The sequence below is a fragment of the Enterobacter sp. QK-SA4 genome, assembly GCF_056856775.1.
In genome coordinates, this window is record NZ_JBXFXH010000007.1 from 2,733,613 (window position 1) to 2,759,334 (window position 25,722).

28 protein-coding genes are annotated in these 25,722 nt (G+C 55.0%); 15 read left to right on the forward strand and 13 right to left on the reverse strand.

Features of this window, described 5'->3' with window-relative positions:
• The 4 genes from tyrS to anmK all read right to left on the reverse strand — a co-directional run bounded on the left by tyrS (position 1) and on the right by anmK (position 3,656).
• Positions 1–1,275, reverse strand: a complete 1,275-nt coding sequence (gene tyrS / locus AC1VYI_RS14655) for a tyrosine--tRNA ligase (RefSeq protein ID WP_023311370.1) — start codon at positions 1,273–1,275, stop codon at positions 1–3.
• Positions 1,276–1,400: 125 nt separating this feature from the next.
• Entirely contained in the window at positions 1,401–2,057 is a 657-nt protein-coding gene (gene pdxH, locus AC1VYI_RS14660) for a pyridoxamine 5'-phosphate oxidase (RefSeq protein WP_008500575.1), read from the reverse strand.
• 57 nt (positions 2,058–2,114) lie between these two features.
• Positions 2,115–2,438 carry a C-type lysozyme inhibitor gene (gene mliC / locus AC1VYI_RS14665; protein ID WP_023311369.1) on the reverse strand — a complete coding sequence of 108 codons (324 nt, stop codon included), beginning with the start codon at positions 2,436–2,438 and terminating at the stop codon, positions 2,115–2,117.
• Positions 2,439–2,531: 93 nt separating this feature from the next.
• A complete protein-coding gene (anmK, locus tag AC1VYI_RS14670) occupies positions 2,532–3,656 on the reverse strand; it encodes an anhydro-N-acetylmuramic acid kinase (protein ID WP_134866468.1) in 1,125 nt (374 codons plus the stop codon).
• A gap of 255 nt (positions 3,657–3,911) precedes the next feature.
• Here anmK and slyB point away from each other — a divergent pair, with 255 nt between their 5' ends.
• On the forward strand, positions 3,912–4,379 hold the full coding sequence (gene slyB / locus AC1VYI_RS14675; RefSeq protein WP_023311367.1) for an outer membrane lipoprotein SlyB: 468 nt from the start codon (positions 3,912–3,914) through the stop codon (positions 4,377–4,379).
• A 189-nt stretch (positions 4,380–4,568) separates the two neighbouring features.
• Positions 4,569–5,930 carry a sensor domain-containing diguanylate cyclase gene (locus AC1VYI_RS14680; RefSeq protein ID WP_134866469.1) on the forward strand — a complete coding sequence of 454 codons (1,362 nt, stop codon included), beginning with the start codon at positions 4,569–4,571 and terminating at the stop codon, positions 5,928–5,930.
• A 35-nt stretch (positions 5,931–5,965) separates the two neighbouring features.
• Here AC1VYI_RS14680 and slyA read toward each other — a convergent pair whose 3' ends face one another.
• Positions 5,966–6,406: a transcriptional regulator SlyA gene (gene slyA / locus AC1VYI_RS14685; RefSeq protein ID WP_024909359.1), complete on the reverse strand. Its 441-nt coding sequence runs from the start codon at positions 6,404–6,406 to the stop codon at positions 5,966–5,968.
• A gap of 186 nt (positions 6,407–6,592) precedes the next feature.
• On the opposite strand from slyA, the gene AC1VYI_RS14690 reads away from it, so the two are divergent.
• The 3 genes from AC1VYI_RS14690 to AC1VYI_RS14700 are packed head-to-tail and all read left to right on the forward strand — an operon-like array spanning position 6,593 to position 9,725.
• A complete protein-coding gene (locus tag AC1VYI_RS14690) occupies positions 6,593–6,829 on the forward strand; it encodes a DUF1656 domain-containing protein (RefSeq protein ID WP_023311364.1) in 237 nt (78 codons plus the stop codon).
• A gap of 2 nt (positions 6,830–6,831) precedes the next feature.
• Entirely contained in the window at positions 6,832–7,692 is an 861-nt protein-coding gene (locus tag AC1VYI_RS14695) for an efflux RND transporter periplasmic adaptor subunit (RefSeq protein ID WP_023311363.1), read from the forward strand.
• The gene (locus AC1VYI_RS14700; RefSeq protein ID WP_047742097.1) at positions 7,692–9,725 is read left to right on the forward strand and encodes an FUSC family protein; all 2,034 of its coding nucleotides are present in this window, start codon (positions 7,692–7,694) and stop codon (positions 9,723–9,725) included. Before AC1VYI_RS14695 ends, AC1VYI_RS14700 begins: the two co-directional genes overlap by 1 nt.
• Here the strand turns inward: AC1VYI_RS14700 and sodC are convergent.
• The 3 genes from sodC to AC1VYI_RS14715 form a co-directional block, all read right to left on the reverse strand.
• A complete protein-coding gene (gene sodC, locus AC1VYI_RS14705) occupies positions 9,704–10,222 on the reverse strand; it encodes a superoxide dismutase [Cu-Zn] SodC (protein WP_023311361.1) in 519 nt (172 codons plus the stop codon). The genes AC1VYI_RS14700 and sodC overlap by 22 nt on opposite strands.
• Before the next feature lie 80 nt (positions 10,223–10,302).
• Positions 10,303–11,199 (reverse strand): aldo/keto reductase, encoded by an 897-nt coding sequence (locus AC1VYI_RS14710; RefSeq protein WP_045401379.1) that lies wholly within the window; start codon positions 11,197–11,199, stop codon positions 10,303–10,305.
• Between the two features lie 48 nt (positions 11,200–11,247).
• Entirely contained in the window at positions 11,248–11,487 is a 240-nt protein-coding gene (locus tag AC1VYI_RS14715; RefSeq protein WP_008500587.1) for a DUF1289 domain-containing protein, read from the reverse strand.
• Positions 11,488–11,636: 149 nt separating this feature from the next.
• Between AC1VYI_RS14715 and eptA the strand changes: the two genes are divergently transcribed.
• The 5 genes from eptA to rnt all read left to right on the forward strand — a co-directional run bounded on the left by eptA (position 11,637) and on the right by rnt (position 16,308).
• Positions 11,637–13,262: a phosphoethanolamine transferase EptA gene (gene eptA / locus AC1VYI_RS14720; protein ID WP_134866470.1), complete on the forward strand. Its 1,626-nt coding sequence runs from the start codon at positions 11,637–11,639 to the stop codon at positions 13,260–13,262.
• 41 nt (positions 13,263–13,303) lie between these two features.
• On the forward strand, positions 13,304–13,903 hold the full coding sequence (locus AC1VYI_RS14725) for a TetR/AcrR family transcriptional regulator (RefSeq protein WP_134866471.1): 600 nt from the start codon (positions 13,304–13,306) through the stop codon (positions 13,901–13,903).
• A 53-nt stretch (positions 13,904–13,956) separates the two neighbouring features.
• Positions 13,957–15,054: an alkene reductase gene (gene nemA, locus AC1VYI_RS14730; RefSeq protein WP_134866472.1), complete on the forward strand. Its 1,098-nt coding sequence runs from the start codon at positions 13,957–13,959 to the stop codon at positions 15,052–15,054.
• A 100-nt stretch (positions 15,055–15,154) separates the two neighbouring features.
• Positions 15,155–15,562 (forward strand): lactoylglutathione lyase, encoded by a 408-nt coding sequence (gene gloA, locus AC1VYI_RS14735; RefSeq protein ID WP_013096923.1) that lies wholly within the window; start codon positions 15,155–15,157, stop codon positions 15,560–15,562.
• Between the two features lie 95 nt (positions 15,563–15,657).
• Positions 15,658–16,308, forward strand: coding sequence for a ribonuclease T (gene rnt, locus AC1VYI_RS14740; RefSeq protein WP_134866473.1), 651 nt, complete (start codon positions 15,658–15,660; stop codon positions 16,306–16,308).
• 44 nt (positions 16,309–16,352) lie between these two features.
• On the opposite strand, the gene grxD is transcribed toward rnt, so the two are convergent.
• Positions 16,353–16,700 (reverse strand): monothiol glutaredoxin 4, encoded by a 348-nt coding sequence (gene grxD / locus AC1VYI_RS14745; protein WP_003832760.1) that lies wholly within the window; start codon positions 16,698–16,700, stop codon positions 16,353–16,355.
• A gap of 338 nt (positions 16,701–17,038) precedes the next feature.
• On the opposite strand from grxD, the gene AC1VYI_RS14750 reads away from it, so the two are divergent.
• Together AC1VYI_RS14750 and sodB are read left to right on the forward strand one after the other, a co-directional pair.
• Positions 17,039–17,812, forward strand: coding sequence for a C40 family peptidase (locus tag AC1VYI_RS14750; RefSeq protein ID WP_126328347.1), 774 nt, complete (start codon positions 17,039–17,041; stop codon positions 17,810–17,812).
• 122 nt (positions 17,813–17,934) lie between these two features.
• Positions 17,935–18,516 carry a superoxide dismutase [Fe] gene (gene sodB / locus AC1VYI_RS14755; RefSeq protein ID WP_134866474.1) on the forward strand — a complete coding sequence of 194 codons (582 nt, stop codon included), beginning with the start codon at positions 17,935–17,937 and terminating at the stop codon, positions 18,514–18,516.
• 38 nt (positions 18,517–18,554) lie between these two features.
• Here the strand turns inward: sodB and AC1VYI_RS14760 are convergent, their stop codons facing one another.
• A complete protein-coding gene (locus AC1VYI_RS14760; protein WP_482881864.1) occupies positions 18,555–19,721 on the reverse strand; it encodes an MFS transporter in 1,167 nt (388 codons plus the stop codon).
• A gap of 163 nt (positions 19,722–19,884) precedes the next feature.
• Entirely contained in the window at positions 19,885–19,974 is a 90-nt protein-coding gene (gene cydH / locus AC1VYI_RS14765) for a cytochrome bd-I oxidase subunit CydH (protein ID WP_008500596.1), read from the reverse strand.
• A gap of 297 nt (positions 19,975–20,271) precedes the next feature.
• Between cydH and purR the strand changes: the two genes are divergently transcribed.
• Positions 20,272–21,297, forward strand: coding sequence for an HTH-type transcriptional repressor PurR (gene purR, locus AC1VYI_RS14770; RefSeq protein WP_023335431.1), 1,026 nt, complete (start codon positions 20,272–20,274; stop codon positions 21,295–21,297).
• 18 nt (positions 21,298–21,315) lie between these two features.
• Here the strand turns inward: purR and punR are convergent, their stop codons facing one another.
• A complete protein-coding gene (punR, locus tag AC1VYI_RS14775) occupies positions 21,316–22,227 on the reverse strand; it encodes a DNA-binding transcriptional activator PunR (RefSeq protein WP_023311350.1) in 912 nt (303 codons plus the stop codon).
• A gap of 114 nt (positions 22,228–22,341) precedes the next feature.
• On the opposite strand from punR, the gene punC reads away from it, so the two are divergent.
• On the forward strand, positions 22,342–23,541 hold the full coding sequence (gene punC / locus AC1VYI_RS14780) for a purine nucleoside transporter PunC (RefSeq protein WP_134866475.1): 1,200 nt from the start codon (positions 22,342–22,344) through the stop codon (positions 23,539–23,541).
• Positions 23,542–23,839: 298 nt separating this feature from the next.
• Positions 23,840–24,988, forward strand: a complete 1,149-nt coding sequence (cfa, locus tag AC1VYI_RS14785; RefSeq protein WP_134866476.1) for a cyclopropane fatty acyl phospholipid synthase — start codon at positions 23,840–23,842, stop codon at positions 24,986–24,988.
• A gap of 31 nt (positions 24,989–25,019) precedes the next feature.
• Here cfa and AC1VYI_RS14790 read toward each other — a convergent pair whose 3' ends face one another.
• On the reverse strand, positions 25,020–25,664 hold the full coding sequence (locus AC1VYI_RS14790) for a riboflavin synthase (RefSeq protein ID WP_023311347.1): 645 nt from the start codon (positions 25,662–25,664) through the stop codon (positions 25,020–25,022).
• Positions 25,665–25,722: the final 58 nt, after the last annotated feature.

The window sequence follows — 25,722 nt, forward strand, 5'->3', positions numbered from 1 at the left end:
TTATTTCCAGCAGACAAGGCAGTAGTTTTTCTTACCGCGACGCAGCAGCGTGTAGCGGCCATACAGACGGTCACCGTCAACGAAGGTGTATTCCGGGTCGGCCTGTTTCTCACCGTTGATGGTGATAGCGTTAGACGCGATGGTTTTACGCGCCTGACCGCGCGAAGGCTGGAGCTCAGAGTCCACCAGCGCCTGCATCAGGTCAGCCCCTTTTTCCATCTCAACCATCGGCACGCCGTCCTGCGCCAGCTGTTCGAAGTCCGCTTCGCTCAGATCGCTCAGGGTACCGTTGAACAGGCTAGCGGTAATGCGTTTTGCCGCGGCCAGACCTTCTTCACCGTGAACCAGTTTGGTCACTTCGTCCGCCAGCACGTACTGCGCGCGCGGCGCTTTACCGCTGTTCTTGTCTTCTTCTTCCAGAGCATTGATCTCTGCGATATCCATGAAGGTAAAGAACTTCAGGAAGCGATAAACATCGGCATCCGCCGTGTTGATCCAGAACTGGTAGAACTTGTACGGGCTGGTTTTCTTCGGATCGAGCCATACTGCGCCGCCCTCAGTCTTACCGAATTTGGTGCCGTCGGCTTTGGTGATCAGCGGAACGGTCAGACCGAAGACCTGGTTCTGGTGCAGACGACGGGTCAGGTCGATACCGGAGGTGATGTTACCCCACTGATCGGAACCGCCAATCTGCAGGGAAACGCCGTGCAGCTTGTTCAGGCAGGCAAAGTCATAACCCTGCAGCAGGTTGTAGGAGAACTCGGTAAAGGAGATACCCTGGTCGTCACGGTTCAGACGCTGCTTCACGGCCTCTTTGTTAATCATCTGGTTAACAGAGAAGTGCTTGCCGATGTCGCGCAGGAAGGTCAGCACGTTCATGCTGCCAAACCAGTCGTAGTTGTTCGCGGCAATGGCAGAGTTATCACCACAGTTGAAGTCGAGGAACGGTGCAACCTGTTTGCGGATCTTATCCACCCACTCCTGCACGGTATCTTCGGTGTTCAGTTTACGCTCAGCGGCTTTAAAGCTTGGGTCACCAATCAGGCCGGTCGCGCCGCCCACCAGCGCAACAGGCTTGTGGCCCGCCATCTGGAAGCGTTTCAGGCATAACAATGGAACAAGATGCCCCAAATGCAAGCTGTCAGCGGTGGGATCGAAGCCGCAATAGAGCGCGATCGGGCCTTGCGCCAGTCGCTCTGCTAACGCTTCCTCGTCCGTCACCTGGGCCACGAGGCCCCGCTCTTGCAATTGTTTAATCAAGTTACTGCTTGCCATCAAATTCTCCATGTATAAACGACTGCACCTTTGCCGGTACACGACTTTTCGCCTGATGCGAAAGGAACATAGAATAAAGCGCAAGCGCGGTGTGCGCTAGCGCTTAAATCAACAAATTTCGGGGATTATGGTGCCAGTCTGTCGATTTTCCAGCCGCCATTCTCGCGCTGGTATAAAAAGCGGTCGTGCAGGCGATGTTCGCCCCCCTGCCAGAACTCTATTTGCTCAATCGGGATGCGGAACCCGCCCCAGAAACTTGGCAGAGGAATTTCACCCTGCTGGAACTTCTGTTTCAGCTCCAGGAATTTACTTTCCAGCACGCCGCGGGCAGAAATTCGGCTGGACTGTTTTGATACCCAGGCGCCAATCTGGCTGTCGCGCGGGCGGCTGTGGAAATACTTCACCACTTCCAGCGTCGAGAGACGTTCCGCTTTGCCGGTGACCATTACCTGACGTTCCAGCATGTGCCAGGGGAACAGCAGGCTAATACGCGGATTGTTTTCTAAATGGTGCGCCTTGCGGCTGCCGAGGTTGGTATAGAACACCAGCCCTTTCTCGTCATAATGCTTGAGCAATACGATCCGCTGATACGGTTGACCGTTTTCATCCACCGTTGCGACGACCATGGCCGTGGGGTCAGCGAGTTTCGCTTCGCAGGCCTGTTTCAGCCAGCGTTCAAAAAGCACGAGGGGTTCAGCGGGAAGATCCTGGCGACGCAGGCCGCCTTTAGTGTATTCACGGCGCAGATGCGCAATTTGCTGCAGTTCGTCGTTATCTGACATGGCGTTAGCTGACATTGAGAGTGGGTGGCGCTATTGTGCGCCGCCCCTGTAAAAATCTCAACGCTTCGGATTTTCGAGCTGGCAATTGTTCAGCACAATGCGGTCGCGTTTGTAGACCGTGGCGCTGTCGCCTTTCGACCAGAAGACGTAGATACCGTCGGAATAACGCGCGCCGGAGGCTGACATCCCCTGCTTCAGCGTCAGCAATTTATTGTCATAAACAAAACTGGCTTCCTGGCGTGGATTGTTCAGCTTTACGGTCAGCGGTTTTTCGTCACAGCGATACTCCAGCGTATCGGTCTGCATGCGCTCAAGGAGCTGGTTGTAGACGCTGCATCCTGACAGCAACAAAGGAGCGGCAATAAGAAGAAGTTTTTTCATGGGCGTATTCCGAAGACTTTCCTGGTCCTGGAGGGCATGGCTGCCCTCCTGTTTCGTTCCATTCTAACGACGACGCGACGCGCTGAATTTCAGTTAACTCTGATTATGACGAGGATTTGCCGGGAAAATCGCCCCGAGGACGCTCGCCTCACGCGCGCCGGTTACCGACGGCAAGTTGCCCGGCAGTCCCGCAATGGTGCGCCAGGCAAGCCAGGCGAAGGCCAGCGCCTCCATATCATCCCCGCTGATGCCGGCCTCATCGGTCGTGGTCACTTCGGTACCCGGCAGTAGCCCCGCAAGACGCGCCATCACCAGCGGGTTGCGGCTTCCTCCGCCGCACACCAGCAGGCGTTCACATCCGCCGCTGAGCAGAACCTGTTCGGAGATCGACACGGCCGTCAGCTCGGCAAGCGTCGCCTGGACATCCTGCGGCGCGAGCGCCGGGAATGGCGCCAGCTGACGCTCAAGCCATCCCAGGTTGAAGTATTCACGCCCCGTGCTCTTAGGTGCCGGCAGGGCAAAATATGGATCGCTCAGCATCGACTGCAGCAGCGGAATAATCACTTTCCCCCCGCTCGCCCACTCGGCGTTTTTATCATACGGTTGTCCGCACTGCCGCCAGATCCAGGCATCCATTAACATATTGCCCGGGCCGGTATCATAGCCGCGTACGGGCTGCCCCGGGATGAGCATCGACAGGTTGGCAATCCCACCAATGTTGAGCACCATACGCCGTTCTGAAGGGTGCGCCAGTAACGCCTGATGGAACGCGGGTACCAGCGGCGCGCCCTGCCCGCCAAGGGCGATATCGCGACGACGGAAATCGCCAACCACCGTCACGCCCGTCTTCGCCACAATCTGGTTGTTATCGCCGATTTGCAGTGTATGCGGGGCATCGCCGCCGGGCTCATGCCAGACCGTTTGTCCGTGACACCCGATGGCCACCACGTCCTGCGGGCGAAGATGTTCTTTTTGCATCAAAGCCTGCACCGCATCCGCAAACAGCGCCCCCAGGCGAACATCAAGCTGTCCAAGCTGGGAGAGGGTAAGCTGCTGCCCCTGACAGATATTCAGGATATCCTCTTTCAGTGAAATGGGGATTGGCCAGGTCAGGCTCGCCTGCTGCGCCACCATGTTTTCGTCAATGGCGGCCAGAACGACATCTACCCCATCCAGACTGGTGCCTGACATCACACCAATGTAGCGACCCGATTTCATGCGCTTTCCTTACGTTGCGTGGGCTAAGGATATCCACTCAACCATAAACGGCGCAGCTTTGCCATCCGGCGATAATATTTTTTAACAATGTCAGACGGGTAACGCGGGCGGATCCTGTTTATGTCTCGTTAAGTCAAATTCAAGTACAATTCTCTTATTGTTAGTGCAAAGATATGAACTATGGCCCCTTATGCCATATAATTTAGCCATAACGGATGCCCCCAATCGGGCGTTTTTGGTGAACAGGAGATTCAAATGATTTTACGTGTACTGGGCGTTTCGCTGATTGGTTTAACTCTGGCTGGCTGTGTGAATGACAGTTCACTTTCTGGCGACGTTTACAGCGCTTCTGAAGCGAAACAGGTTCAGAACGTGACTTACGGTACCGTTGTTAACGCACGTCCTGTACAGATCCAGGGTGGTGATGAAAGCAACGTAATGGGTGCAATCGGCGGTGCCGTTCTGGGTGGTTTCCTCGGTAATACCGTCGGTGGCGGTACAGGTCGCTCGCTGGCAACAGCCGCAGGCGCCGTTGCGGGTGGCGTAGCCGGCCAGGGCGTTCAGGGTGCGATGAACAAAACCCAGGGCGTAGAGCTGGAAATTCGTAAAGACGACGGCAGCACGATCATGGTTGTACAGAAACAAGGCAGCACTCGCTTCTCTGCAGGCCAGCGCGTTGTGCTGGCAAGCAACGGTAGTCAGGTGACCGTTTCTCCACGTTAATTAAAAATGGATGTGGCCATCGTGCCACATCCATTTACAATATATATCACTCCCACAAATATATTTACAAAATATATTCACCACGCCTATTATTTACCACGGCATATATTGTTTCTGCGCAAAGTATTTAGCGCGCTAATTGATTAAACTCTTCGCATCTCTTTATTCATTATAAATTTGTAAAAATCTATGCTTGCGAATTGTCTCTCCCAAAAGAGCCGTTATATCGCGTTCTGTCTCGGTTGCCTTTTTGTAATCGGGATATTACACGCGCTGTTTTTAAAACTCGTTGAATGGGTTCCGTCCTTTTCACCGCTTTTATTCCCTACGCTCACTATTTTTCTTCTGGTGTTTCACCTGTTTATTGCCTGTTTTATGGCAATGAAATACTGGTGTGACAAAAGACGGTTGTATCTGCTTGCAATCGCCTTTGCCTTTGCCGGGTCGGCATCGCTGATGGTCGGAACGCTGTCCAGCTTTCCCGCCTGGCTGGATCTCTATCAGTTCAATGTGGTGAACTACAACGATGCGATGATCTTCTATATGTTCCGCCATCTCCTAATCGCGGTGCTTTTTATCGTTTCGGCAATACTCTTTACCACGCGCAATTGTCCCCTTTCACGGCTGGCGCATATCGCTATTGTCAGCGCCGAGTTTCTCTTTACCGCCTTTGTCGTCGGGGTGGCCTGGATGTATTCCAGTCATTCTTCCTTTTTATCCATCGATCTTGTGGATAATGAAACTCGTGAGTTTATGGTTCTCTGGAGCCACTTTATTAATATTGCATTGATTGCAGTCTGGGTGGTCACATTAGCCACGCTGATGTTTATTACGCGTATACGCAATTTATTCTGGGTGGGCGGTAATTTTCTGTGCGTCTGCTATATCGTCACGCTCTCAATGCTGGTAGCGGGTGGACATGTCGAAGGGATATCCTGGTACCGCGCGCGATTATTTGAAACTGTCGCCACGCTGCTGATCATTTTTGTTCTGCTCTACGATGTTTTCAGGCTGTATCGCGACTCGCACATAAAGTATGAGCAGTCCTATCAGAACTCAATTCGCGACCCGCTCACGCGCCTGTATAACCGCAGTTATTTTTATGAATCATTAAAGCAGGCGCTGGATATCGCCAGACCCAGCCGTCCGGTTTCCGTCATCGTCAGCGATCTCGATCGCTTCAAGCGTATCAACGACACGTACGGACATCTTCAGGGCGACAAGGTCCTGCAGTTTGTTGCTAATCTGCTGATGGATTCCGTGCGCCCCCAGGACATCGCGGCCCGTATCGGTGGTGAGGAGTTTGTTCTGATGCTGGCCAACACCTCATCAGACGCGGCGTACCAGGTGGCGGAACGCATTCGGTTAAATCTGAGCAGCTTCGATAACGCCAGCAGCGGCGGTCAACTACCTGAGCCAATCACCATCAGCATGGGGGTGTTTACGGCGACGTCAGCCGCAGTAGCCGCAGAAACGTGCGTGGAAAATGCCGACAAAGCGATGTATGAAGCGAAGGAGACCGGCCGTAACCGCGTGGTGGTCTTTAAATAAAAAAAGGCCTTGCTGCTGCAAGGCCTGGTTGTTTGTCAGTCGCGCGACTGCAGCTCATGGATGTTTTGCTCGAGGCGCCCAATGAGGCTGATGAGCATTTCCAGCTCCGCCGGTGAAACGCCTGACAGGATCTCACCGCGCGTCTTCGTAATCACGGCTTCCATTTCCGTGATGATAGGCGCCGCTTTCTCGGTGAGTTTAATCCGCTTGGCGCGACGATCGCTGGCGCAGGTTTGCCGCGAGATCAACCCCTTCTCTTCCAGCTGGTCAAGCGTGCGCACCAGCGACGGCTGCTCAATGCCTATCGCTTTTGCCAGTTGAATTTGCGACTGATCGGGCGGCAGCTGGTGAATGTTGTGCAGCGTGACCCAATGCGTCTGTGTGAGTTCCAGAGGTTTCAGGCGATGGTCAATCAGAGCACGCCAGACGCGTACCAACCTTGCCAGATCAGAACCTAATGGCGATTCCAATTTCATCTCCTTATAATTAGCTTGCTAAGTTATTATACTGATTTTAGAATAGTGTGCAGCATTTGTATTGCCAAAACAAATGCAATACTGCATTCATCCAACTTAAAAGTATGACTTACACTGAATTGTGATGCTTCATCATACTAAGACAAGCCGACGCGGCATTCTGTTCACTGCAAAGGATTTCTGCCCGTGACGTTTTTTCATCGCTCAGAGGGTTTACCCCTTCAGGACCTGATCTTCGGTGCGTCAGTCTATTTTCCTCCCCTGTTTAAGGCCGTTCTGGTCGGCTTTATGCTCTGGCTCATCGCGCATCGCCTGCTCCGCGACTGGATGTATTCCGGCGAAATCTGGCATCCCATGCTGATGGATCTTTCCCTGTTTGCCCTTTCCGTATGCCTGGGCCTTGCCGTTTTGACTGTGTGGTGAATATGTCCCTTAAAACGCTAAAGTACTTTTCCACCCTGCTTGTCCTTGCCCTTGCGCTGGTGGCGGGCTGGTGGATGTGGAATTTTTATATGCAATCGCCCTGGACGCGTGACGGCAAAGTTCGCGCTGAGCAGGTCAGCATTACCCCTCAGGTGTCGGGAAGTATTACGGCGCTGTTGGTTAAGGATAACCAGTTCGTCAAAAAGGGAGACATTTTATTCCGCATCGACGACACCCCGTACCACATTGCGATCCTGAACGCCCAGGCGCAGCTGGCGAAAGCCCAGTCGGATCTGGCAAAGGCTAACAACGAGGCCAACCGCCGCCGCCACCTGTCGCAAAACTACATCTCAGCGGAAGATTTAGACACCGCCAACATCACCGTAAAGGCCATGCAGGCGAGCGTCAACGTAGCCGAAGCCACGCTGAAGCAGGCCCAGTGGGAGTTGACCCAAACGGTGATTACCGCGCCGGTTGACGGGTGGGTAACCAACCTTTCCGCTCGCGTGGGGAATTATGCCACCACGGGACAACCCGTTTTTGCCCTCGTCGACAGCCACTCCTTCTACGTGGTGGGCTATTTTGAAGAGACCAAGCTTCGCCATATTCGCGAGGGATCGCCTGCCGCCATTACGCTTTACAGCGGCTCGCAGAAGTTACAGGGTCACGTATCCAGCATTGGCCGCGCCATTTACGATCAAAGCGTCGAAACGGATTCCGGTCTGGTGCCGGACATAAAGCCGAACGTCCCCTGGGTGCGTCTGGCCCAGCGCGTTCCGGTTCGCGTGGAGTTTGACCGTTTACCGCAGGACATTACCCTTGTGTCCGGCACCACCTGCACTGTCTCCATCGGCAACCGGTGATGAAGCTGCAGAGTCTCTCCTGGCAAAATACACCGTGGATGAAAGCGACGCGTCCCCAGTGGCGCTACGCGCTGCGTAACGGCATTGCCATGTGTCTTGCGCTGACTGTGGCTTATTACCTGAACCTGGATGAACCCTACTGGGCGATGACGTCTGCGGCGGTGGTCAGTTTTCCGACGGTCGGCGGAGTGATCAGTAAAAGTCTTGGCCGCATCGCAGGCAGCCTGCTGGGCGCCACCGCGGCGCTAATTATCGCCGGCCATACGCTGAACGATCCGTGGCTGTTCCTGCTGAGCATGGCCGCATGGCTGGGGTGCTGTACCTGGGCCTGCGCCCATTTTACCAATAACGTCGCCTACGCATTCCAGCTGGCGGGCTATACCGCCGCCATCATCGCCTTTCCGGTGGTTAACGTGCTCGACACCACCGAGCTGTGGGATATTGCCCAGGCGCGCGTTTGTGAAGTGATTGTCGGGATCCTCAGCGGCGGCTTCATGATGATGATCCTCCCCAGCACATCCGACGGCACCGCACTTATCACCGCGCTCAAAACCATGCATACCCGGTTACTGGAACACGCGAGTCTGCTGTGGCAACCGGATACCAGCGATGACATCCGCCTCGCGCATGAAAAGGTTATCGGGCAGATCCTGACGATGAATCTGTTGCGCATTCAGGCGTTCTGGAGCCACTACCGCTTTCGCCGCCAGAACACACTTCTTAACTATCTGCTGCACCAGCAGCTGCGCATGACCAGCGCCATCTCCAGCCTTCGCCGGATGCTGCTCAACTGGCCGACGCCGCCTGAAAACACCCGTGCCGTGATTGAAACGCTGCTCGCGGCCCTTGCGCGCCCGGATGCGGACATTTACACCGTAGCGCGGATTATCGCCCCGCTTGCTCCGGTTGATGAGTACGACTACCGCCATCGCGCCTTCTGGCAGCGCCTGAACTACTTTTGTCGGCTGTACCTGCGCAGCAGCCGCTGGATTACGGCCGTCGAAAACGCGACCCCATTGACGGAGTTTAACGTCCCCGGCAGCCCGGCACTCGCGCGCCATACCGACTATCTGGAAGCGCTGTGGAGCGGTTTTCGCACCTTCTGCGCGCTGATGCTGGTGGGTGCATGGAGCATTACCACGCAGTGGGAGTCCGGTACGGCAGCCCTGACGCTTGCCGCCATCAGCTGCGTGCTTTATTCCGTAGCGGCCTCGCCGTTCAACTCGCTTACGCTCCTGCTGCGCACGCTGTTGCTGCTGTCGCTGTTCAGCTTCGTGGTGAAGTTTGGCCTGATGGTGCAGATAAGCGATCTGTGGCAGTTCCTGCTTTTCCTGTTTCCCCTGTTAACCACCATGCAGCTTCTGAAGCTGCAAATGCCTAAGCTGGCGGGCCTCTGGGGACAGCTGATTGTCTTTATGGGCTCGTTTATCTCCGTGACGAATCCACCAGTTTATGATTACGCCGATTTTCTCAATGATAACCTGGCGAAGATCCTCGGCGTGGGGCTGGCGTGGCTGGCTTTCGCGGTGTTACGTCCCGGCTCCGATGCACGCAAGAGCCGCAGGCATATCCGGGAGTTACGCAGAGGGTTTGTCGACCAGCTCAGCCGTAAACCGCATCTGGGTGAAAACGAGTATGAATCTCTGGTCTATCATCACGTCAGTCAGCTGAATAACAGCCAGGACGGGCTGTCCCGGCGCTGGCTGCTGCGCTGGGGCGTGGTGCTGTTGAACTGCTCGCACGTGGTCTGGCAGCTTCGCGCGTGGGAAACGCGTTCCGATCCGCTGTCGCAGGTTCGGGATGTTTGCATCTCCCTGCTGCGCAATGTGATGAGCGAGCGCGGTGTCCAGCAGCGGCCGCTGGAAACCACGCTGAATGAGCTGCAGCGGATCTGCGATACGCTGGCACAGCATCATCTGCCCGCAGCCCGTGATTTGGCCTCGATAATCTGGCGCCTGCACTGCTCGCTCTCGCAGCTGGAACAGGCACCGCCACCGGGAACGATTGGGGATCAGATCACGCCGCACGCATAGCGTGCCCCGCCGCCGCCGAGCGGTTTAGGGCTATCGGACATATTGTCGCCGCCGACGTGGATCATCAGCGCTTTGCCTTTCACCTCATCCAGCTTTTTCAGTCGCGGCGCGACGACAGGATCGGTGGCTTTACCGTCGTTATTCACCACCAGCACTGGCAGATCGCCTAAATGCCCCATTCCATCCGGGCCTTCATGTTTGCCGGAATGCTGCGGATCGAGGTGGCCTCCTGCCGCTTCCGCAGCAGACGGTTTACCTTCTTTTAAAGCTGGCTGACAGCTGCCTTTGGCATGAACATGGAAACCATGTTCACCGGGAGGGAGAGCTTTGAGGTTGGGGGCAAACTCCAGTCCTTTATCGGTTTCAGTGATTTTCACCGTTCCGATGGACTGACCCACACCCTGTGGGGTGACGAGATTCATTTCCACTTCGTCACTGGCTGCCTGCGCCCCTGCGCAAACAACCAGCGTGACCAGTGCAAGAGCAAAACGCTTCATATGACCTCCGCGGGTTATTTTTTGCCCCTTAAGTGTATACCAGGGGCAAAGATTTCACCGGAAAGTCACCTTCAGGCGGTTTATGGTACGTCGTAACCCAGCGCGGCCTTACGGATGCGGAACCACTGCTGACGGGTCATCTCCAGCTCTTCAGCGGCCAGCGCAGAACGCACGCGTTCTATTTTGCCGGAGCCGATAATAGGCAGAGGTTTTGACGGCAGGCGCAGGATCCATGCGTAAACAACCTGTTCGATGCTCTCCGCGTTCAGTTCGCGGGCGATGGTTTCAAGCTCGTTGCGCAGCGGCTGGAATTCATCATCATTAAACAAGCGTCCGCCCCCCAGGCAGGACCACGCCATCGGGCGAATGCGCAGCTGCTGCAGCTGATCGAGCGTGCCATCCAGCAGCAGCGGCTGGTGTACCGGGGAGATCTCAACCTGGTTGGTGGCCAGAGTAAACGGCAGACGAGACTGAAGCAGCGCAAACTGTGCCGGGGTAAAGTTAGAGACGCCGAAGTGACGCACTTTCCCACTCTGGTGTAGGTTCAGGAAGGCTTCCGCCACCTCATCGGCATCCATCAGCGGGTCGGGGCGGTGGATTAACAGCAGGTCGATACGATCGGTCGCCAGATTGACCAGCGACTGCTCGGCGCTCTTGATGATATGCGCGCTGTCGGTGATGTAATGACCGAGGGCGTGTTCAGGTTTTGCCGTGGTGGCAATCCCACACTTCGTGACGATCTCCATGCGATCGCGCAGCGCAGGAACCAGCTTAAGCGCCTCGCCGAACGCGGCCTCGCACTGGTATCCACCGTAAATATCCGCATGATCGACCGTGGTGATACCTAAATCAAGGTGCTCTTCAATAAAGCTCGCCAGCTGGAGGGGAGACATATTCCAGTCCATCAGGCGCCAGTAGCCCATGACAAAACGGGAGAATTCTGGCCCCTGGGGGGCAAGGGTAATTCGCTGAACCATAACATTTTCCTCAAGGACGTAATGTCATGAGTATACGCAATTACCGTGTTAAAAAAGTGAAGGTTGCTGGGGTTCTTCGGTTTCACCCGCTTTGTTTGCGCGTATTTTGCGCAGAAGACGCTGTCGGCAGAGGCGTAACACCTCCTGCTTTTGCGTGTCGCTAAAGTTTTGCCAGTTAAAACGCTCATCGCGGGTACGCATGCACCCGCGGCAATATCCGCGTTCATCGACCTGACAAATACCCCGGCACGGGCTCTGGATGGGAAAAAACTCCAGCTGCTCTGCCACACTCACCTCCCGAAAGCTCCTCTCACCTACAGTGAAGACGTTAATCGCATCACGTGCAAGGCCTATATCACAGATTTGTGGCATTAAGGTTTCACTAATCTTCCCTCTCTATACTCGGCCCATCATGACAATAACGGGTTTACCGATCGATGTGGTTAATCAAAAAGTTACAATGTAACGACATTAAATTTACTCTGGGCTGTGCACTCTTTTTTACTCTGCTGAACGGACTGTTTATCCAGCGCAGCTGGGCCATTATCGGCCCAGTCCATCTGCACGACTTCCTCTTTGCCGCCTCCGTACCGCTGGTGCTGTTTTGCGGCTGGGTGATTGTCTTTAGCCTGCTTAACATCCCGTATCTCCGCAAGCCGCTGCTGATTGTACTGACGATCGGATGCGCCGCGGCAACCTACTTTATGTACACCTACGGCGCGGTGATCGATCAGAACATGATTGTGAACGTGTTCGAAACCAACTCTCAGGAAGCGACCGCCCTGGTGACCCCGCAGATGATTCTGTGGATTGTTATAGCCGGCATCGTTCCCTCCGTGGTGCTGGCGTTGACCCGGATTCGTACCGGAAAATGGTGGTACGCGCTGCTGACGCGCGTTGCCGCGATGCTCGGCGCTCTGCTGGTGATTATCCTGATTGCCGCGCTGTTTTATAAAGATTACGCGTCGCTGTTCCGCAATAACAAAAGCATCGTCAAAATGGTCACTCCGGCGAACTACGTCAGCGCCGTGGTGAAGTACAGTAAAATGCGCTGGTTTGCCGGCGACCAAACGCTGGTGCACATTGGTGAAGATGCCCATAAAGGGTCACTGATTACCGGTCAACAAAAGAAAACCGTTCTGGTGCTTGTCGTCGGCGAAGCCTCTCGCGCGGCAAACTACTCCCTGAACGGTTACGAACGCGAAACCAACCCGGAGCTGAAAAAGCAGGACGTGATTAACTTCCCGCAGGCCTCCTCGTGTGGTACCGAAACCGCAGTTTCCGTTCCCTGCATGTTCTCCGGTATGACGCGCAGCAAATACGATGCCGACCTGGCTCACCATCGCGAGGGACTGCTCGACGTGCTTAAGCATGCGGGTATCAACCTGCTATGGCGCGACAACGACGGCGGCTGTAAAGGCGCCTGCGATCGCGTGCCGCATACCGATATGACGCAGTGGCAGCTGGATCAGTTCTGCAAAGACAAATCCTGTATTGACGATGTGAACTTCTACCGTCTGGACAACGTGCTGGATGGCGTGAAGCAAGATACGGTGCTGGTTATCCACCTGATGGGGAGCCACGGTCCGGCATACTATCGCCGTTACCCGGACAACTTCCGTAAATTCACCCCAACCTGCGACACCAATGAAATTCAGGATTGCGATCATCAGGCGCTGATCAATACCTATGACAACACCATCCTCTATACCGACAGCATGGTCAGCAAAACCATTGATGCGCTGAAAGCGCGCCAGTCGAGCATGAACACCGCGCTGATTTATCTCTCAGATCACGGTGAATCGCTGGGCGAAAGCGGTATTTATCTGCACGGTACGCCTTATATGCTGGCGCCGGAGCAGCAAACGCATATTCCGTTTATGTTCTGGCTGTCACCGGATTACGCGAAAAACTTTGGCATCAACGAACAGTGTTTGCGTGACCATGCAGCAAAAAATGCGGTTTCCCAGGACAATTTATTCTCAACCGTATTGGGTATGATGGACGTGAAATCAACGGTTTATCAACCGCAGCTGGATATACTGAGCGCATGTCGCCAGTAAACTCGCTTGCATTAGACCGAACGGTCTATTAGAGTGCGGCCATGAGCAGAAATACTGAACACGATACCCGCGAACATTTACTGGCAACCGGCGAGCGACTTTGCATGCATCGCGGGTTTACCGGTATGGGGTTGAGCGAGCTGTTAAAAACCGCTGAGGTTCCGAAGGGGTCGTTTTATCACTACTTCCGGTCCAAGGAGGCTTTTGGCGTAGCGATGCTGGAGCGTCATTATGCTGGCTACCACCAGCGTCTGGCGATCCACTTTGCGTCGGGTGAAGGTAACTACCGGGATCGTGTTCTGAACTACTATCAGGAAACGCTGAACCAGTTCTGTCAGCAGGGCATTATTAGCGGATGCCTGACCGTTAAACTGTCTGCAGAAGTGTGCGATCTTTCTGAAGATATGCGCACGGCGATGGATAAAGGTGCCCGCGGCGTTATCGCCCTGCTGGCCCAGGCGCTGGAGAAAGGCCGCGATGAAAAAACGCTGGCCTTTTCCGGCGAACCGTTAACCCAGGCGCAGGTGTTATATGCGCTCTGGCTAGGCGCTAACCTGCAGGCAAAAATTTCGCGCAGTGCCGTGCCGCTGGAAAGCGCGCTGGCACATGTGAAAAACAGCATTACTGCGCCTGGCATTTAGCAGGCGTTTTTATTTACCCAACTACTAGTCGACTGGTCTACTCAGGAGTCTTTATGTCAGCTGAAAAATTATTTATCCCCTTAAAAGTGGGTGCCGTCACTGCGCCAAACCGCGTGTTTATGGCTCCGCTTACCCGTCTGCGCAGTATTGAGCCGGGCGACATCCCAACTCCACTGATGGGTGAATACTATCGTCAGCGCGCAAGCTCTGGCCTGATCATCACGGAAGCCACGCAGATTTCCGCTCAGGCTAAAGGTTATGCGGGTGCGCCGGGTCTTCACAGCCCGGAACAGATCGCCGCATGGCAGAAAATCACCGCGGGCGTTCACGCTGAAGAGGGCCGCATTGCGGTCCAGCTGTGGCATACCGGTCGTATCTCCCATAGCAGCATTCAGCCTGGCGGCCAGGCTCCGGTCTCCGCTTCGGCCCTGAGCGCAAATACCCGTACGTCCCTGCGTGATGAAAACGGCAATGCGATCCGCGTGGATACCTCTATGCCGCGCGCGCTTGAGCTGGATGAAATTCCGGGTATCGTGAACGACTTCCGCCAGGCCGTGGCCAACGCCCGTGAAGCCGGTTTTAACCTGATTGAGCTGCACTCCGCGCATGGCTACCTGCTGCACCAGTTCCTGTCACCGTCGTCTAACCACCGCACCGACCAGTACGGCGGCAGCGTTGAAAACCGCGCTCGACTGGTGCTGGAAGTGGTTGACGCCGTATGCCAGGAGTGGAGCCCGGATCGTATCGGGATCCGCGTCTCTCCAATCGGTTCTTTCCAGAACGTCGACAACGGTCCGAACGAAGAAGCCGATGCCCTGTACCTGATCGAAGAACTGGCTAAACGCGGCATCGCCTATCTGCACATGTCCGAGCCGGACTGGGCTGGCGGTAAGCCTTACACGGACGCTTTCCGTCAGAAAGTGCGCGAGCGTTTCCACGGGGTGATCATCGGTGCGGGGGCTTATACCCCGGAGAAAGCCGAAGATCTGATCGGCAAAGGGCTGATCGATGCCGTCGCGTTTGGCCGCGACTATATCGCCAACCCGGATCTGGTTGCCCGTCTGCAGAAAAAAGCGGCCCTGAACCCGCAGCGCCCGGAAAGCTTCTACGGCGGCGGCGCGGAAGGCTACACCGACTACCCTTCTCTGTAATCTCGCCGTTGTTCATTGATAGCGGCGATACTTCGCCGCTATACTAAAACATCGTTTCTGTTCAAAAAGACAGTCTATTCCATTGGTTAATGAGGAAATTATGCGCCTACTTCACACCATGCTGCGCGTTGGCGACCTGCAACGTTCCATTGATTTCTACACTAACGTCCTGGGCATGAAGCTGCTGCGCACCAGCGAAAACCCGGAATACAAATACTCGCTGGCGTTTGTGGGTTACGGCCCGGAAACGGATGAAGCGGTGATCGAGCTGACCTACAACTGGGGCGTAGACAGCTATGAGCTGGGCACCGCCTACGGCCACATCGCGCTGGAAGTGGACAACGCGGCCGAAGCGTGTGAGCGCATTCGCAGCAACGGCGGTAACGTTACGCGCGAAGCGGGCCCGGTAAAAGGTGGCACCACCGTGATTGCGTTCGTGGAAGACCCGGACGGTTACAAAATCGAGCTGATTGAAGCCAAAGACGCGGGTCGCGGTCTGGGCAACTGATCCCTCAGGGCGCAACATGCGCCCGTAGTTTTACTGCATCACCCTGCAAAATTTGCCATAATGCGCTCTGCTTTTTCCCCTTGTAAGAGACCCTGATGTCCGATAACGCTCAATTTAGCGGTCTGTGCGACCGTTTTCGTGGTTTTTATCCCGTTGTCATTGATGTAGAAACAGCCGGATTTAACGCTAAAACCGATGCGCTGCTCGAAATTGCCGCCATCACGCTGAAGATGGATGAACAGGGCTGGCTTACACCGGACACCACGCTGCATTTCCACGTTGAACCTTTCGAAGGGGCAAACTTACAGCCGGAAGCGCTGGCGTTTAACGGTATCGATCCGCATAACCCGCTGCGTGGTGCAGTCAGTGAATATGATGCGCTGCACGCCATTTTCAAAATGGTGCGTAAAGGCATGAAAGAGAGTAACTGCAGCCGCGCCATTATGGTGGCCCATAACGCCACCTTCGATCACAGCTTTACCATGGCCGCCGCCGAGCGCGCCGCGCTTAAACGCAACCCCTTCCACCCTTTTGTGACCTTCGACACCGCCGCACTGAGCGGCCTGGCCCTGGGACAAACGGTGTTATCAAAAGCCTGCATCACGGCGGGTATACCTTTTGACGGTACGCAGGCGCATTCCGCTTTATACGACACGGAGCGCACCGCAGAGCTGTTCTGTGAGATCGTCAACCGCTGGAAGCGTCTGGGCGGCTGGCCGCTGCCGATGGGCGACAGAGAAGAATAAAAAAAAGCGACCTTATCAGGTCGCTTTTTTATTTGCGCAGAAAATTACTCTGCGTCCGGCTCTTCGGTTTTGTACTTCGCCGCCGTCTCTTTGATCAGCTGCTGCAGTTCGCCGCGCTGATACATTTCAATCAGGATATCGCAGCCGCCAACCAGCTCACCGTCAACCCACAGCTGTGGGAAAGTCGGCCAGTTAGCGTACTTAGGCAGCTCAGCGCGGATGTCCGGATTCTGCAGGATATCAACGTAAGCAAAACGCTCACCACAGGCTGACAGCGCCTGAACCGCTTGTGCGGAGAAGCCGCAGCTTGGCAGCTTCGGAGAACCTTTCATATACAGCAGAATCGGGTTTTCAGCGATCTGGCGCTGGATTTTTTCAATAGTGGTGCTCATGTCTTGCTTCCTTTAACTTCTGTTACGGCATTCGTCTGACATTGTAGCGGTTCAGACTGGCATCGGAAAATAACATTTTTGTCACGTTTATACATTCTACCCCGAGTCACGAAAAGTTGCATTGCAAATGGTGTTTACCCCTGCTGCGGTCAGGGTTTTGCTTAGGGAGTGGGTAAATGTGCGACAGAACGATGAATTTTTTTGCACTTGCTAACGAAACACGATTGTAGATTGAAAAATGCTATTAACTTTCTGGGTTTTTATAGATTAGAATCGACGGGCTTTGTAAATCACACGCGGGTATTATTGATGACCTGCATTTATCAGGGGACTGCCCAGTGGCGCGGATAAATAAAATCTCGATCACGCTCTGTGCTTTACTGTTTACTTCACTCACTTTCACGCCAGTGGCAAACGCCTCTCAGCAGGCGCGGCATTCTGCTGTACAAAAAAACCATCTGGTGAAAGCCACAGATCGTAAGAAAAAAACCACCGCTAAGAACGACAAGAAAAAAACACCGGCTCAGACGAAACAGACCGCTTCCAGCAAGACGAAAACAAAACCTTCCCGCACTGCCCACTCCGCTAAAAGTAAAGCTTCGCAAACCGCCGCTAACCTCGTTACTGAAAAATGCATCACGCGTAAAGGCCACAAGGCGAAATGCACGAAGGTCACGAAAATAGCTGAAGTGCATAAAGTGCGTGTACAGAAAGCGCAAAAAACCGCGATGAACAAACTGATGGGGCAGATTGGCAAACCTTATCACTGGGGTGGCAGTTCGCCGCGTACCGGGTTTGACTGCAGCGGCCTCGTCTATTACGCCTATAAAGATCTTGTCAAATTCCGCATTCCTCGTACCGCCAATGAGATGTACCACCTGCGCGATGCCTCACCGGTTGACCGCGGTGAGCTGGAAAACGGCGATCTGGTGTTCTTCCGCACTCAGGGTCGCGGCACGGCTGACCACGTTGGCGTGTATGTCGGCAACGGGAAGTTCATCCAGTCTCCACGTAGCGGCCAGGATATTCAGATCACCTCTCTCAGTGAAGACTACTGGGTACGCCACTACGTCGGCGCGCGTCGCGTGATGACGCCGAAAACCATTCGCTAACCCCTGCCCTGCCACATCCGTGGCAGGGTAAGTTCCTCTTTTGCATACCCTTTCAATTTGCTATCCTGTCCATGTTGTCTGTGTGGTTATTGGCAACACAAAATACAATAAGGAGAGAAGCAATGTCGTTCGAATTACCTGCACTACCGTATGCAAAAGACGCCCTGGCACCGCACATTTCTGCGGAAACCCTGGAATATCATTACGGCAAGCATCACCAGACGTACGTCACCAACCTGAACAATCTGATCAAGGGTACCGATTTTGAAGGCAAAACGCTGGAAGAGATCGTCCGCAGCTCAGAGGGTGGCGTGTTTAACAACGCGGCTCAGGTGTGGAACCACACCTTCTACTGGCACTGCCTGGCGCCGAATGCCGGCGGTGAACCTGCCGGTGAACTGGCTATCGCTATCAACGCCGCATTTGGCAGCTTCGCGGATTTCAAAGCGAAATTTACCGATGCAGCCATCAAGAACTTCGGTTCTGGCTGGACGTGGCTGGTTAAAGAGGCGGATGGCAAACTGGCTATCGTGTCCACTTCAAACGCGGGTACCCCGCTGACCACCAGCGCTAAGCCGCTGATGACAGTGGACGTATGGGAACACGCTTACTACATTGACTACCGCAACGCGCGTCCGAACTACCTGGAGCACTTCTGGGCACTGGTTAACTGGGACTTTGTTGCGAAGAACTTCGCCGCGTAAGAGACACGCAGAAGGGTTCGCCCTTCTGCGTTTTTGGTTTATTCCGCAGCGCAGGCTGCTTCAGGCTGTTTACGACCCGACATCATCACCAGCAGCAGGCCGAGCGCGGCAATAATCGCCCCCATCACAGGCACAAAGCTGTATCCCAGACCACCTGAAATCACGGCCCCACCGGCCGCGGCGCCCAGGGCATTACCCAGGTTAAACGCACCGATATTCACGGAAGATGAAAGTCCCGGCGCCTCGTGCGCGACACGCATCACGCGCATCTGCAGCGGCGGCACCACGGCGAAAGTGGCGGCTCCCCAGACGACCATCGCAATCGCGGCCCCAAACTCATTACGCGCCAGCCACGGAATGGCAACCATGATGACAATCAGCAGGGTTAAGAAGCCCTTAAGCGTCCCGCTCACGGAACGGTCGGCAAATTTCCCGCCGAGATAGTTGCCGATCGAGAAGCCCACGCCAATCAGCACCAGCATCGCGGTCACAAAGAGAGGCGTTGCGTGGGTGATGTCATGCAATACAGGTGAAATATAGGTGTAGAGGGTAAACATCGCCCCTGCCCCCAGCACGGTGGTCAGCAGCGCGGAGAGCACCTGCGGGCGCATCAGCACAGCCAGCTCTTTACGCACTTCCGGACGTTCTCCGGCGCTGCCTTTCGGCAGGGAGAAGAACAGCGCCACCATCGCAATCACGCCCAGCCCGGCCGTCGCCAGGAAGGACATACGCCAGCCGATCGCTTCCCCCAGCCAGGTTGCCGCAGGCACCCCGCCGATGTTGGCAATCGTTAGCCCCATAAACATGGTCGCCACGGCGCTCGCCTGCTTGTGTTTTGGCACCACGCTGGCTGCCACGACCGATCCCAGCCCGAAGAATGCGCCGTGATTAAGGCTGGTCAGAATACGCGATAGCATCAGGGTGGTGTAGTCTGGCGAAATGGCCGAAAGCACGTTGCCCAGGGTGAAAATCGCCATCAGGAAAATCAGCGCATTGCGGCGCGCGCGGTGCGAAAGCAGAAGCGTCGTCAGCGGCGCACCGACCATCACGCCGATAGCGTAGGCGCTAATTAACATCCCTGCCGCAGGGATAGAGACATCTACGCCCCGGGCAATAACAGGCAGTAACCCCATCGGGGAGAATTCAGTGGTGCCAATCCCAAAAGCGCCAATCGCCAGGGCCAGCAGGGGAAAATTGATTTTCATGCGTCAACTCCGGATGCCGTGTCATTTGGTGACACAGAACAAAGAAGCGGAAAGCATGACATCAATCACAAAAAATGAGAAGTTAACAAAATGGCAAAAGATTTTTGCCAGAGAAGTAACAATCCGGGGAGTCGGGAGGGAGAAGGCTCTCCCTCCGCGTAAATCAGTGCAGCGCAGCCGTCAGACCGGCCGCAACAATCAGAGCCAGCACAACAACGGTGGTGAACAGCGAAAACTTAAGATCGGAACTCATCAATTTTTCTCCTTTTAATCCCCACACGAAAAGTGAGCTTGCTCATTTTTGCACAGATTACGTCAAAAATCTTCCTGGATTTATACTGATAACCACTTTACCTCTTCCCCTTTTCATCAAGATAGGACAAAATTCCACGCTAAATTTATTAGCGTACCGGCCATTGACCCCCTCCTGACGTCCCGTGTCGTTTTCCCGGCGTGCCGCAATTCAAGATTGCGAGATAAGGGTGAGAGAAGGCAAACGTTTACCTTCAAGTTTTTCAGGAGCTTAGGATATGGTCTGGAGTGACATTTAATGGCAACAATTAAAGACGTAGCAAAACGCGCAAACGTTTCCACTACAACCGTATCACATGTAATTAACAAAACCCGCTTTGTGGCGGAAGAGACGCGCAACGCCGTCTGGGCAGCGATCAAAGAGCTGCACTATTCGCCAAGTGCGGTTGCGCGCAGCCTCAAGGTTAATCACACCAAGTCCATTGGATTACTGGCAACCAGCAGTGAAGCGGCCTATTTTGCCGAGATCATTGAAGCGGTCGAAAAGAACTGCTTCCAGAAAGGCTATACCCTGATTCTGGGCAACGCGTGGAACAGCATTGAAAAACAGCGTGCCTACCTGTCGATGATGGCGCAAAAGCGCGTTGATGGCCTGCTGGTGATGTGTTCCGAGTATCCGGAGTCCGTGCTGTCGATGCTGGAAGAGTATCGCCATATTCCGATGGTGGTGATGGACTGGGGCGAAGCGCGCGCAGACTTCACCGATTCCGTTATCGATAACGCCTTTGAAGGCGGCTATATGGCCGGTCGTTATTTGATCGAACGCGGTCACCGCGAGATTGGCGTGATCCCCGGTCCGCTGGAGCGCAACACCGGCGCGGGCCGTCTGGCCGGTTTTATGAAAGCGATGGAAGAAGCGTTGATCAACGTGCCGGAAAACTGGATTGTGCAGGGCGACTTTGAGCCGGAATCCGGCTACCGCGCGATGCAGCAGATCGTCTCCCAGCCTCACCGTCCAACCGCCGTCTTCTGCGGGGGCGACATCATGGCCATGGGCGCGCTCTGCGCTGCCGACGAGCTAGGCCTGCGCGTACCGCAGGATATTTCCGTGATCGGGTATGACAACGTGCGTAACGCGCGCTTCTTCACCCCGGCGCTGACCACCATTCACCAGCCAAAAGACTCGCTGGGCGAAACGGCCTTTAACATGCTGATGGACAGAATCGTCAACAAGCGTGAAGAGTCGCAGTCCATTGAAGTTCACCCGCGTCTTATCGAACGCCGTTCCGTTGCGGATGGTCCGTTCCGCGACTACCGTCGTTAATCGCTTTACGGGGGCCAGCTACGCTGGCTCCCGTAACCATTCCCGGTTCAGCGTTTCGCTGTCTCCCAGATAATCCAGCAGCCAGGCCATAGCAGGCGAGACATCATTTTGCTGCCATGTGAGGCAGCAGGCCGCATCCGGGAACGGATTCTCCAGCGTCAGCTCAACCCACTCTCCGGTATCGATGCGCGGACGCGCGAAATGAACGGGCACCATCGCGACGCACAGCCCGGCGCTGAGGCACGTCGCCGACGATTCCCAGTCAGGGGCCACCACCCGCCGCTGGTTGTCGAGAAGCCAGGTGATACGCTTGGGCAATGAACGGGACGTATCCTCCAGCACCAGCGACGGCCAGTTGCGCAGCGTGTCATCGCTCAGCGGCCCTTCCATCGCCGCCAGCGGATGATCGCTTGCCACCACGCATTTCCAGCTCAGCATTCCCATATCGCGAAAAGCGTAACGTCCCCCGACCGGGATCGCCTGCGTGGCCCCAATCGCCATCTCTGCCCTGCCGTCCGCCAGCGCATCCCAGACGCCGTTAAACACCTCCTGCGAGACCCGCAGCTCGACGTCAGAAAAATGACGGTAGAAATCGACGATCATCTGCCGGGTGCGCTCGGGTTTAACAATGTTATCCACCGCGATGGAAAGATGTCCCCGCCAGCCGTTAGCGATCTGCTGACACTGTTCGCGGGTGATCTGCATTTTTTTGATAACAGAACGCCCTTCTTTCAAAAACCACGCGCCTGCGGGCGTTAATTCCACATCGCGATGCCGCCGTTCAAACAGCGGAACCGCCAGCCACTCCTCCAGCTGGCGCACCGTGTAGCTGATGGCCGAAGGGACGCGGTGCAGCTCCTGCGCCGCACCGCTAAAGCTGCCGTTACGCGCAACAGCATCGACCACTTCAAGAGAATAATCTGACCACATTTTCTGCCTGCAAAATTTTTGAATGCACCCGCCAAATATTAGCGTTTCACAAGCGGCTTTGCACTCCCTACACTCAGCGCCAATGTATACCTGCCTCCTCAGGAGAATAAAATAATGCAACCCAGGAACGGTTTTTTAGTCTGGCTCGGCGGCTTGAGCGTGCTGGGCTTTTTGGCCACCGATATGTACCTGCCGGCGTTTGCCGCCATGCAGGAAGATTTACAAACGCCTGCCGCCGCCATCAGCGCCAGCCTGAGTTTATTCCTCGCCGGCTTTGCCTTCGCTCAGCTGCTCTGGGGACCGCTCTCGGATCGCTTTGGTCGTAAACCGGTACTGTTGCTGGGCCTGGCCATTTTTGCGGTGGGCTGCCTGGGAATGTTATGGGTACGCGATGCCACCTGGCTGCTGGTGCTGCGGTTTATTCAGGCCGTGGGCGTCTGTGCCGCGGCCGTGACCTGGCAGGCGCTGGTCACCGACTATTACCCGGCTAACCGCACAAACCGTATTTTCGCCACCATTATGCCGCTGGTGGGTCTCTCACCTGCCCTCGCTCCCCTGCTGGGCAGCTGGATCCTCGCGCATTTCGACTGGCAAGCCATTTTCGCCACGCTGTTTACCATTACTCTGGTACTGATGCTGCCAGCGTTCGCCCTCAAGCCCGCGCATAAAAAAGAAGCGCATGAAGAGGCGAAGCCGATTACCTTTACTTCCCTGCTCAGCGCCAAAGCGTATCGCGGGAATGTCCTGATCTATGCCGCCTGCTCGGCAAGCTTCTTCGCGTGGCTCACCGGCTCGCCGTTCATTCTGCACGATATGGGCTACAGCCCGGCAGCCATCGGCCTGAGCTATGTTCCGCAGACCATCGCGTTCCTGGTAGGCGGGTACGGCTGTCGCGCGGCGCTGCAAAAATGGGAAGGTCAGCAGATGCTGCCGTGGCTGCTGGTGTTGTATGCGCTGAGCGTTATCGGGACCTGGGCCGTTGGCTTTATTCCCGGTGCCGGTCTGGCTGAAATTTTGATCCCATTCTGCGTGATGGCCGTCGCGAACGGGGCGATTTACCCTATCGTTGTAGCCCAGGCGCTGCGTCCCTTCCCGCAGGCGACAGGCCGCGCCGCCGCGCTGCAGAACACCCTGCAGCTGGGGCTGTGCTTCCTGGCAAGCCTGGTGGTCTCGGCGCTGATTGCCACGCCGCTCCTGACCACCACCAGCGTGATGCTGGTGACCGTTGCGCTGGCGGTGTTGGGCTATCGCATGCAGGCAGCCGCGCAGCGTGTGCAGGCTAACCGCGCACAGGTTGAAACGTCACATGCCTGATTGCGCCAGAAATCATGTTAATTTTCAGTGATTAGGTTGCTAAGAATTTTCTGTTGAATCACCAAATTTTGAGGCCTATACTAAATTTGGTTCGATTAAATACGATAAATATTAAGTGTTAACGGGAGCCGGAGTGCTCCCGTTTTACCATGGAAGGCATTTCGGCAAGGGTTATCTCCCTTCCTCTGTTCTACGTCGGATATTAGCCTCGCGGTATTTACCGTGAGATTTCTCACAAACCAAAAAAAGCGTCTACGCTGTTTTAAGGTTCTGATCACAGTAGGGTGATGGAGAAGCTATGAGTTCATCGTGTATAGAAGAAGTCAGCGTTCCGGACGACAACTGGTCCCGGATCGTCAGTGAACTGTTAGGTCGAGCAGGCATCACTATCAATGGATCATCGCCATCCGATCCTCAGGTTAAACATCCCGACTTTTTTAAACGCGTGCTGCGAGAGGGATCGTTAGGCCTGGGAGAAAGCTATATGGACGGCTGGTGGGAGTGCGAACGTCTGGATACCTTTTTCGCCAGCGCGCTGCGTGCCGGTCTTGAAAATCAACTCCCTCGCAATCTGAAAGACACTTTGCGTGTCGCCTCTGCCCGACTGTTTAATCTGCAAAGTAAAAAGCGCGCGTGGATCGTTGGCAAAGAACACTACGATCTTGGCAACGACCTGTTCAGCCGTATGCTGGACCCTTTCATGCAATACTCCTGCGCCTACTGGAAAGACGCGTCGACGCTTGAAGAGGCCCAGCAGGCCAAGCTGCGTCTGATCAGCGAAAAGCTGCAGCTACAGCCCGGCATGCGCGTGCTGGATATCGGCTGCGGCTGGGGCGGGCTGGCGTATTTTATGGCGAAACACTATGGCGTCAGCGTGGTCGGCGTGACGATCTCAGCGGAACAGCAAAAAATGGCGCGGGAGCGCTGTGAGGGTCTTGACGTGGATATCCGGCTGCAGGATTACCGTGACCTGAACGAGCAGTTTGACCGGATCGTCTCCGTCGGCATGTTCGAGCACGTGGGGCCGAAAAACTACGCTACCTATTTTGAGGTGGTGGATCGGAATCTGAAACCGGACGGCATCTTCCTGCTGCACACCATCGGCTCTAAGCGAACCGACAATAACGTCGACCCGTGGATCAACAAATACATCTTTCCGAATGGCTGTTTGCCTTCCGTCCGCCAGATTGCCAACGCCAGTGAACCCCATTTCGTGATGGAAGACTGGCATAACTTTGGCGCGGATTACGACACCACGTTGATGGCATGGCATGCGCGTTTTCAGGAGACCTGGCCTGAGATTGCGGACAACTATTCTGAACGATTCAGGCGGATGTTTAGCTATTATCTGAATGCCTGCGCGGGGGCGTTTCGCGCACGGGATATTCAGCTCTGGCAGGTGGTTTTCAGCCGTGGGATTGAACACGGACTACGTGTCGCACGCTAAAAAAATAACCCCGGATGCCCGGGGTTATTTTTTATTCTTCTTCTGCGGCGGTCTTTATTATTGCCGCTTCTTTTGCTGCCAGCACGCGCTCAACCGTATCCACCACCGCCTGGGTTTGCGGATCGATTTCAATATTCACGCGGTGCCCCAGTTTTTTGGCACCCAGCGTCGTGCGCTGCAGAGTTTCAGGAATTAAATGCACGCAAAAACGCGTTGGCGTTACTTCACCTACCGTCAGGCTAATCCCATCGATGCCAATAAATCCTTTATAGAGGATGTATTTCATTAATGAAGGATCCTGCATTTTAAACCAGATTTGACGGTTATTTTCCGAGGTCACGATTTTTGCCACTTCAGCGGTGGTCATGATGTGCCCGGACATCAGGTGGCCGCCAATCTCATCGCTAAACTTCGCCGCCCGCTCAACGTTGACAGTATCTCCTACCGCCAGCTCGCCCAGGTTGGTGATGCGCAGCGTCTCTTTCATTAAATCAAAGCTAATCTGGTTGCCGTTAATTTCGGTAACGGTCAGGCAGCAGCCGTTGTGAGCAATCGACGCGCCGGTTTCAATACCCTCAAGCATATATTCCGGCAGCTCAACAACATGAGTACGGAAATTAGGTTTTTCATCAATGGACACCACTTTGGCGGTGCCCTGCACAATACCAGTAAACATGCTTACAACTCCTGTTTTTTCCGGACGGTGGCGACACCGTTTAATCCCACCACAATAA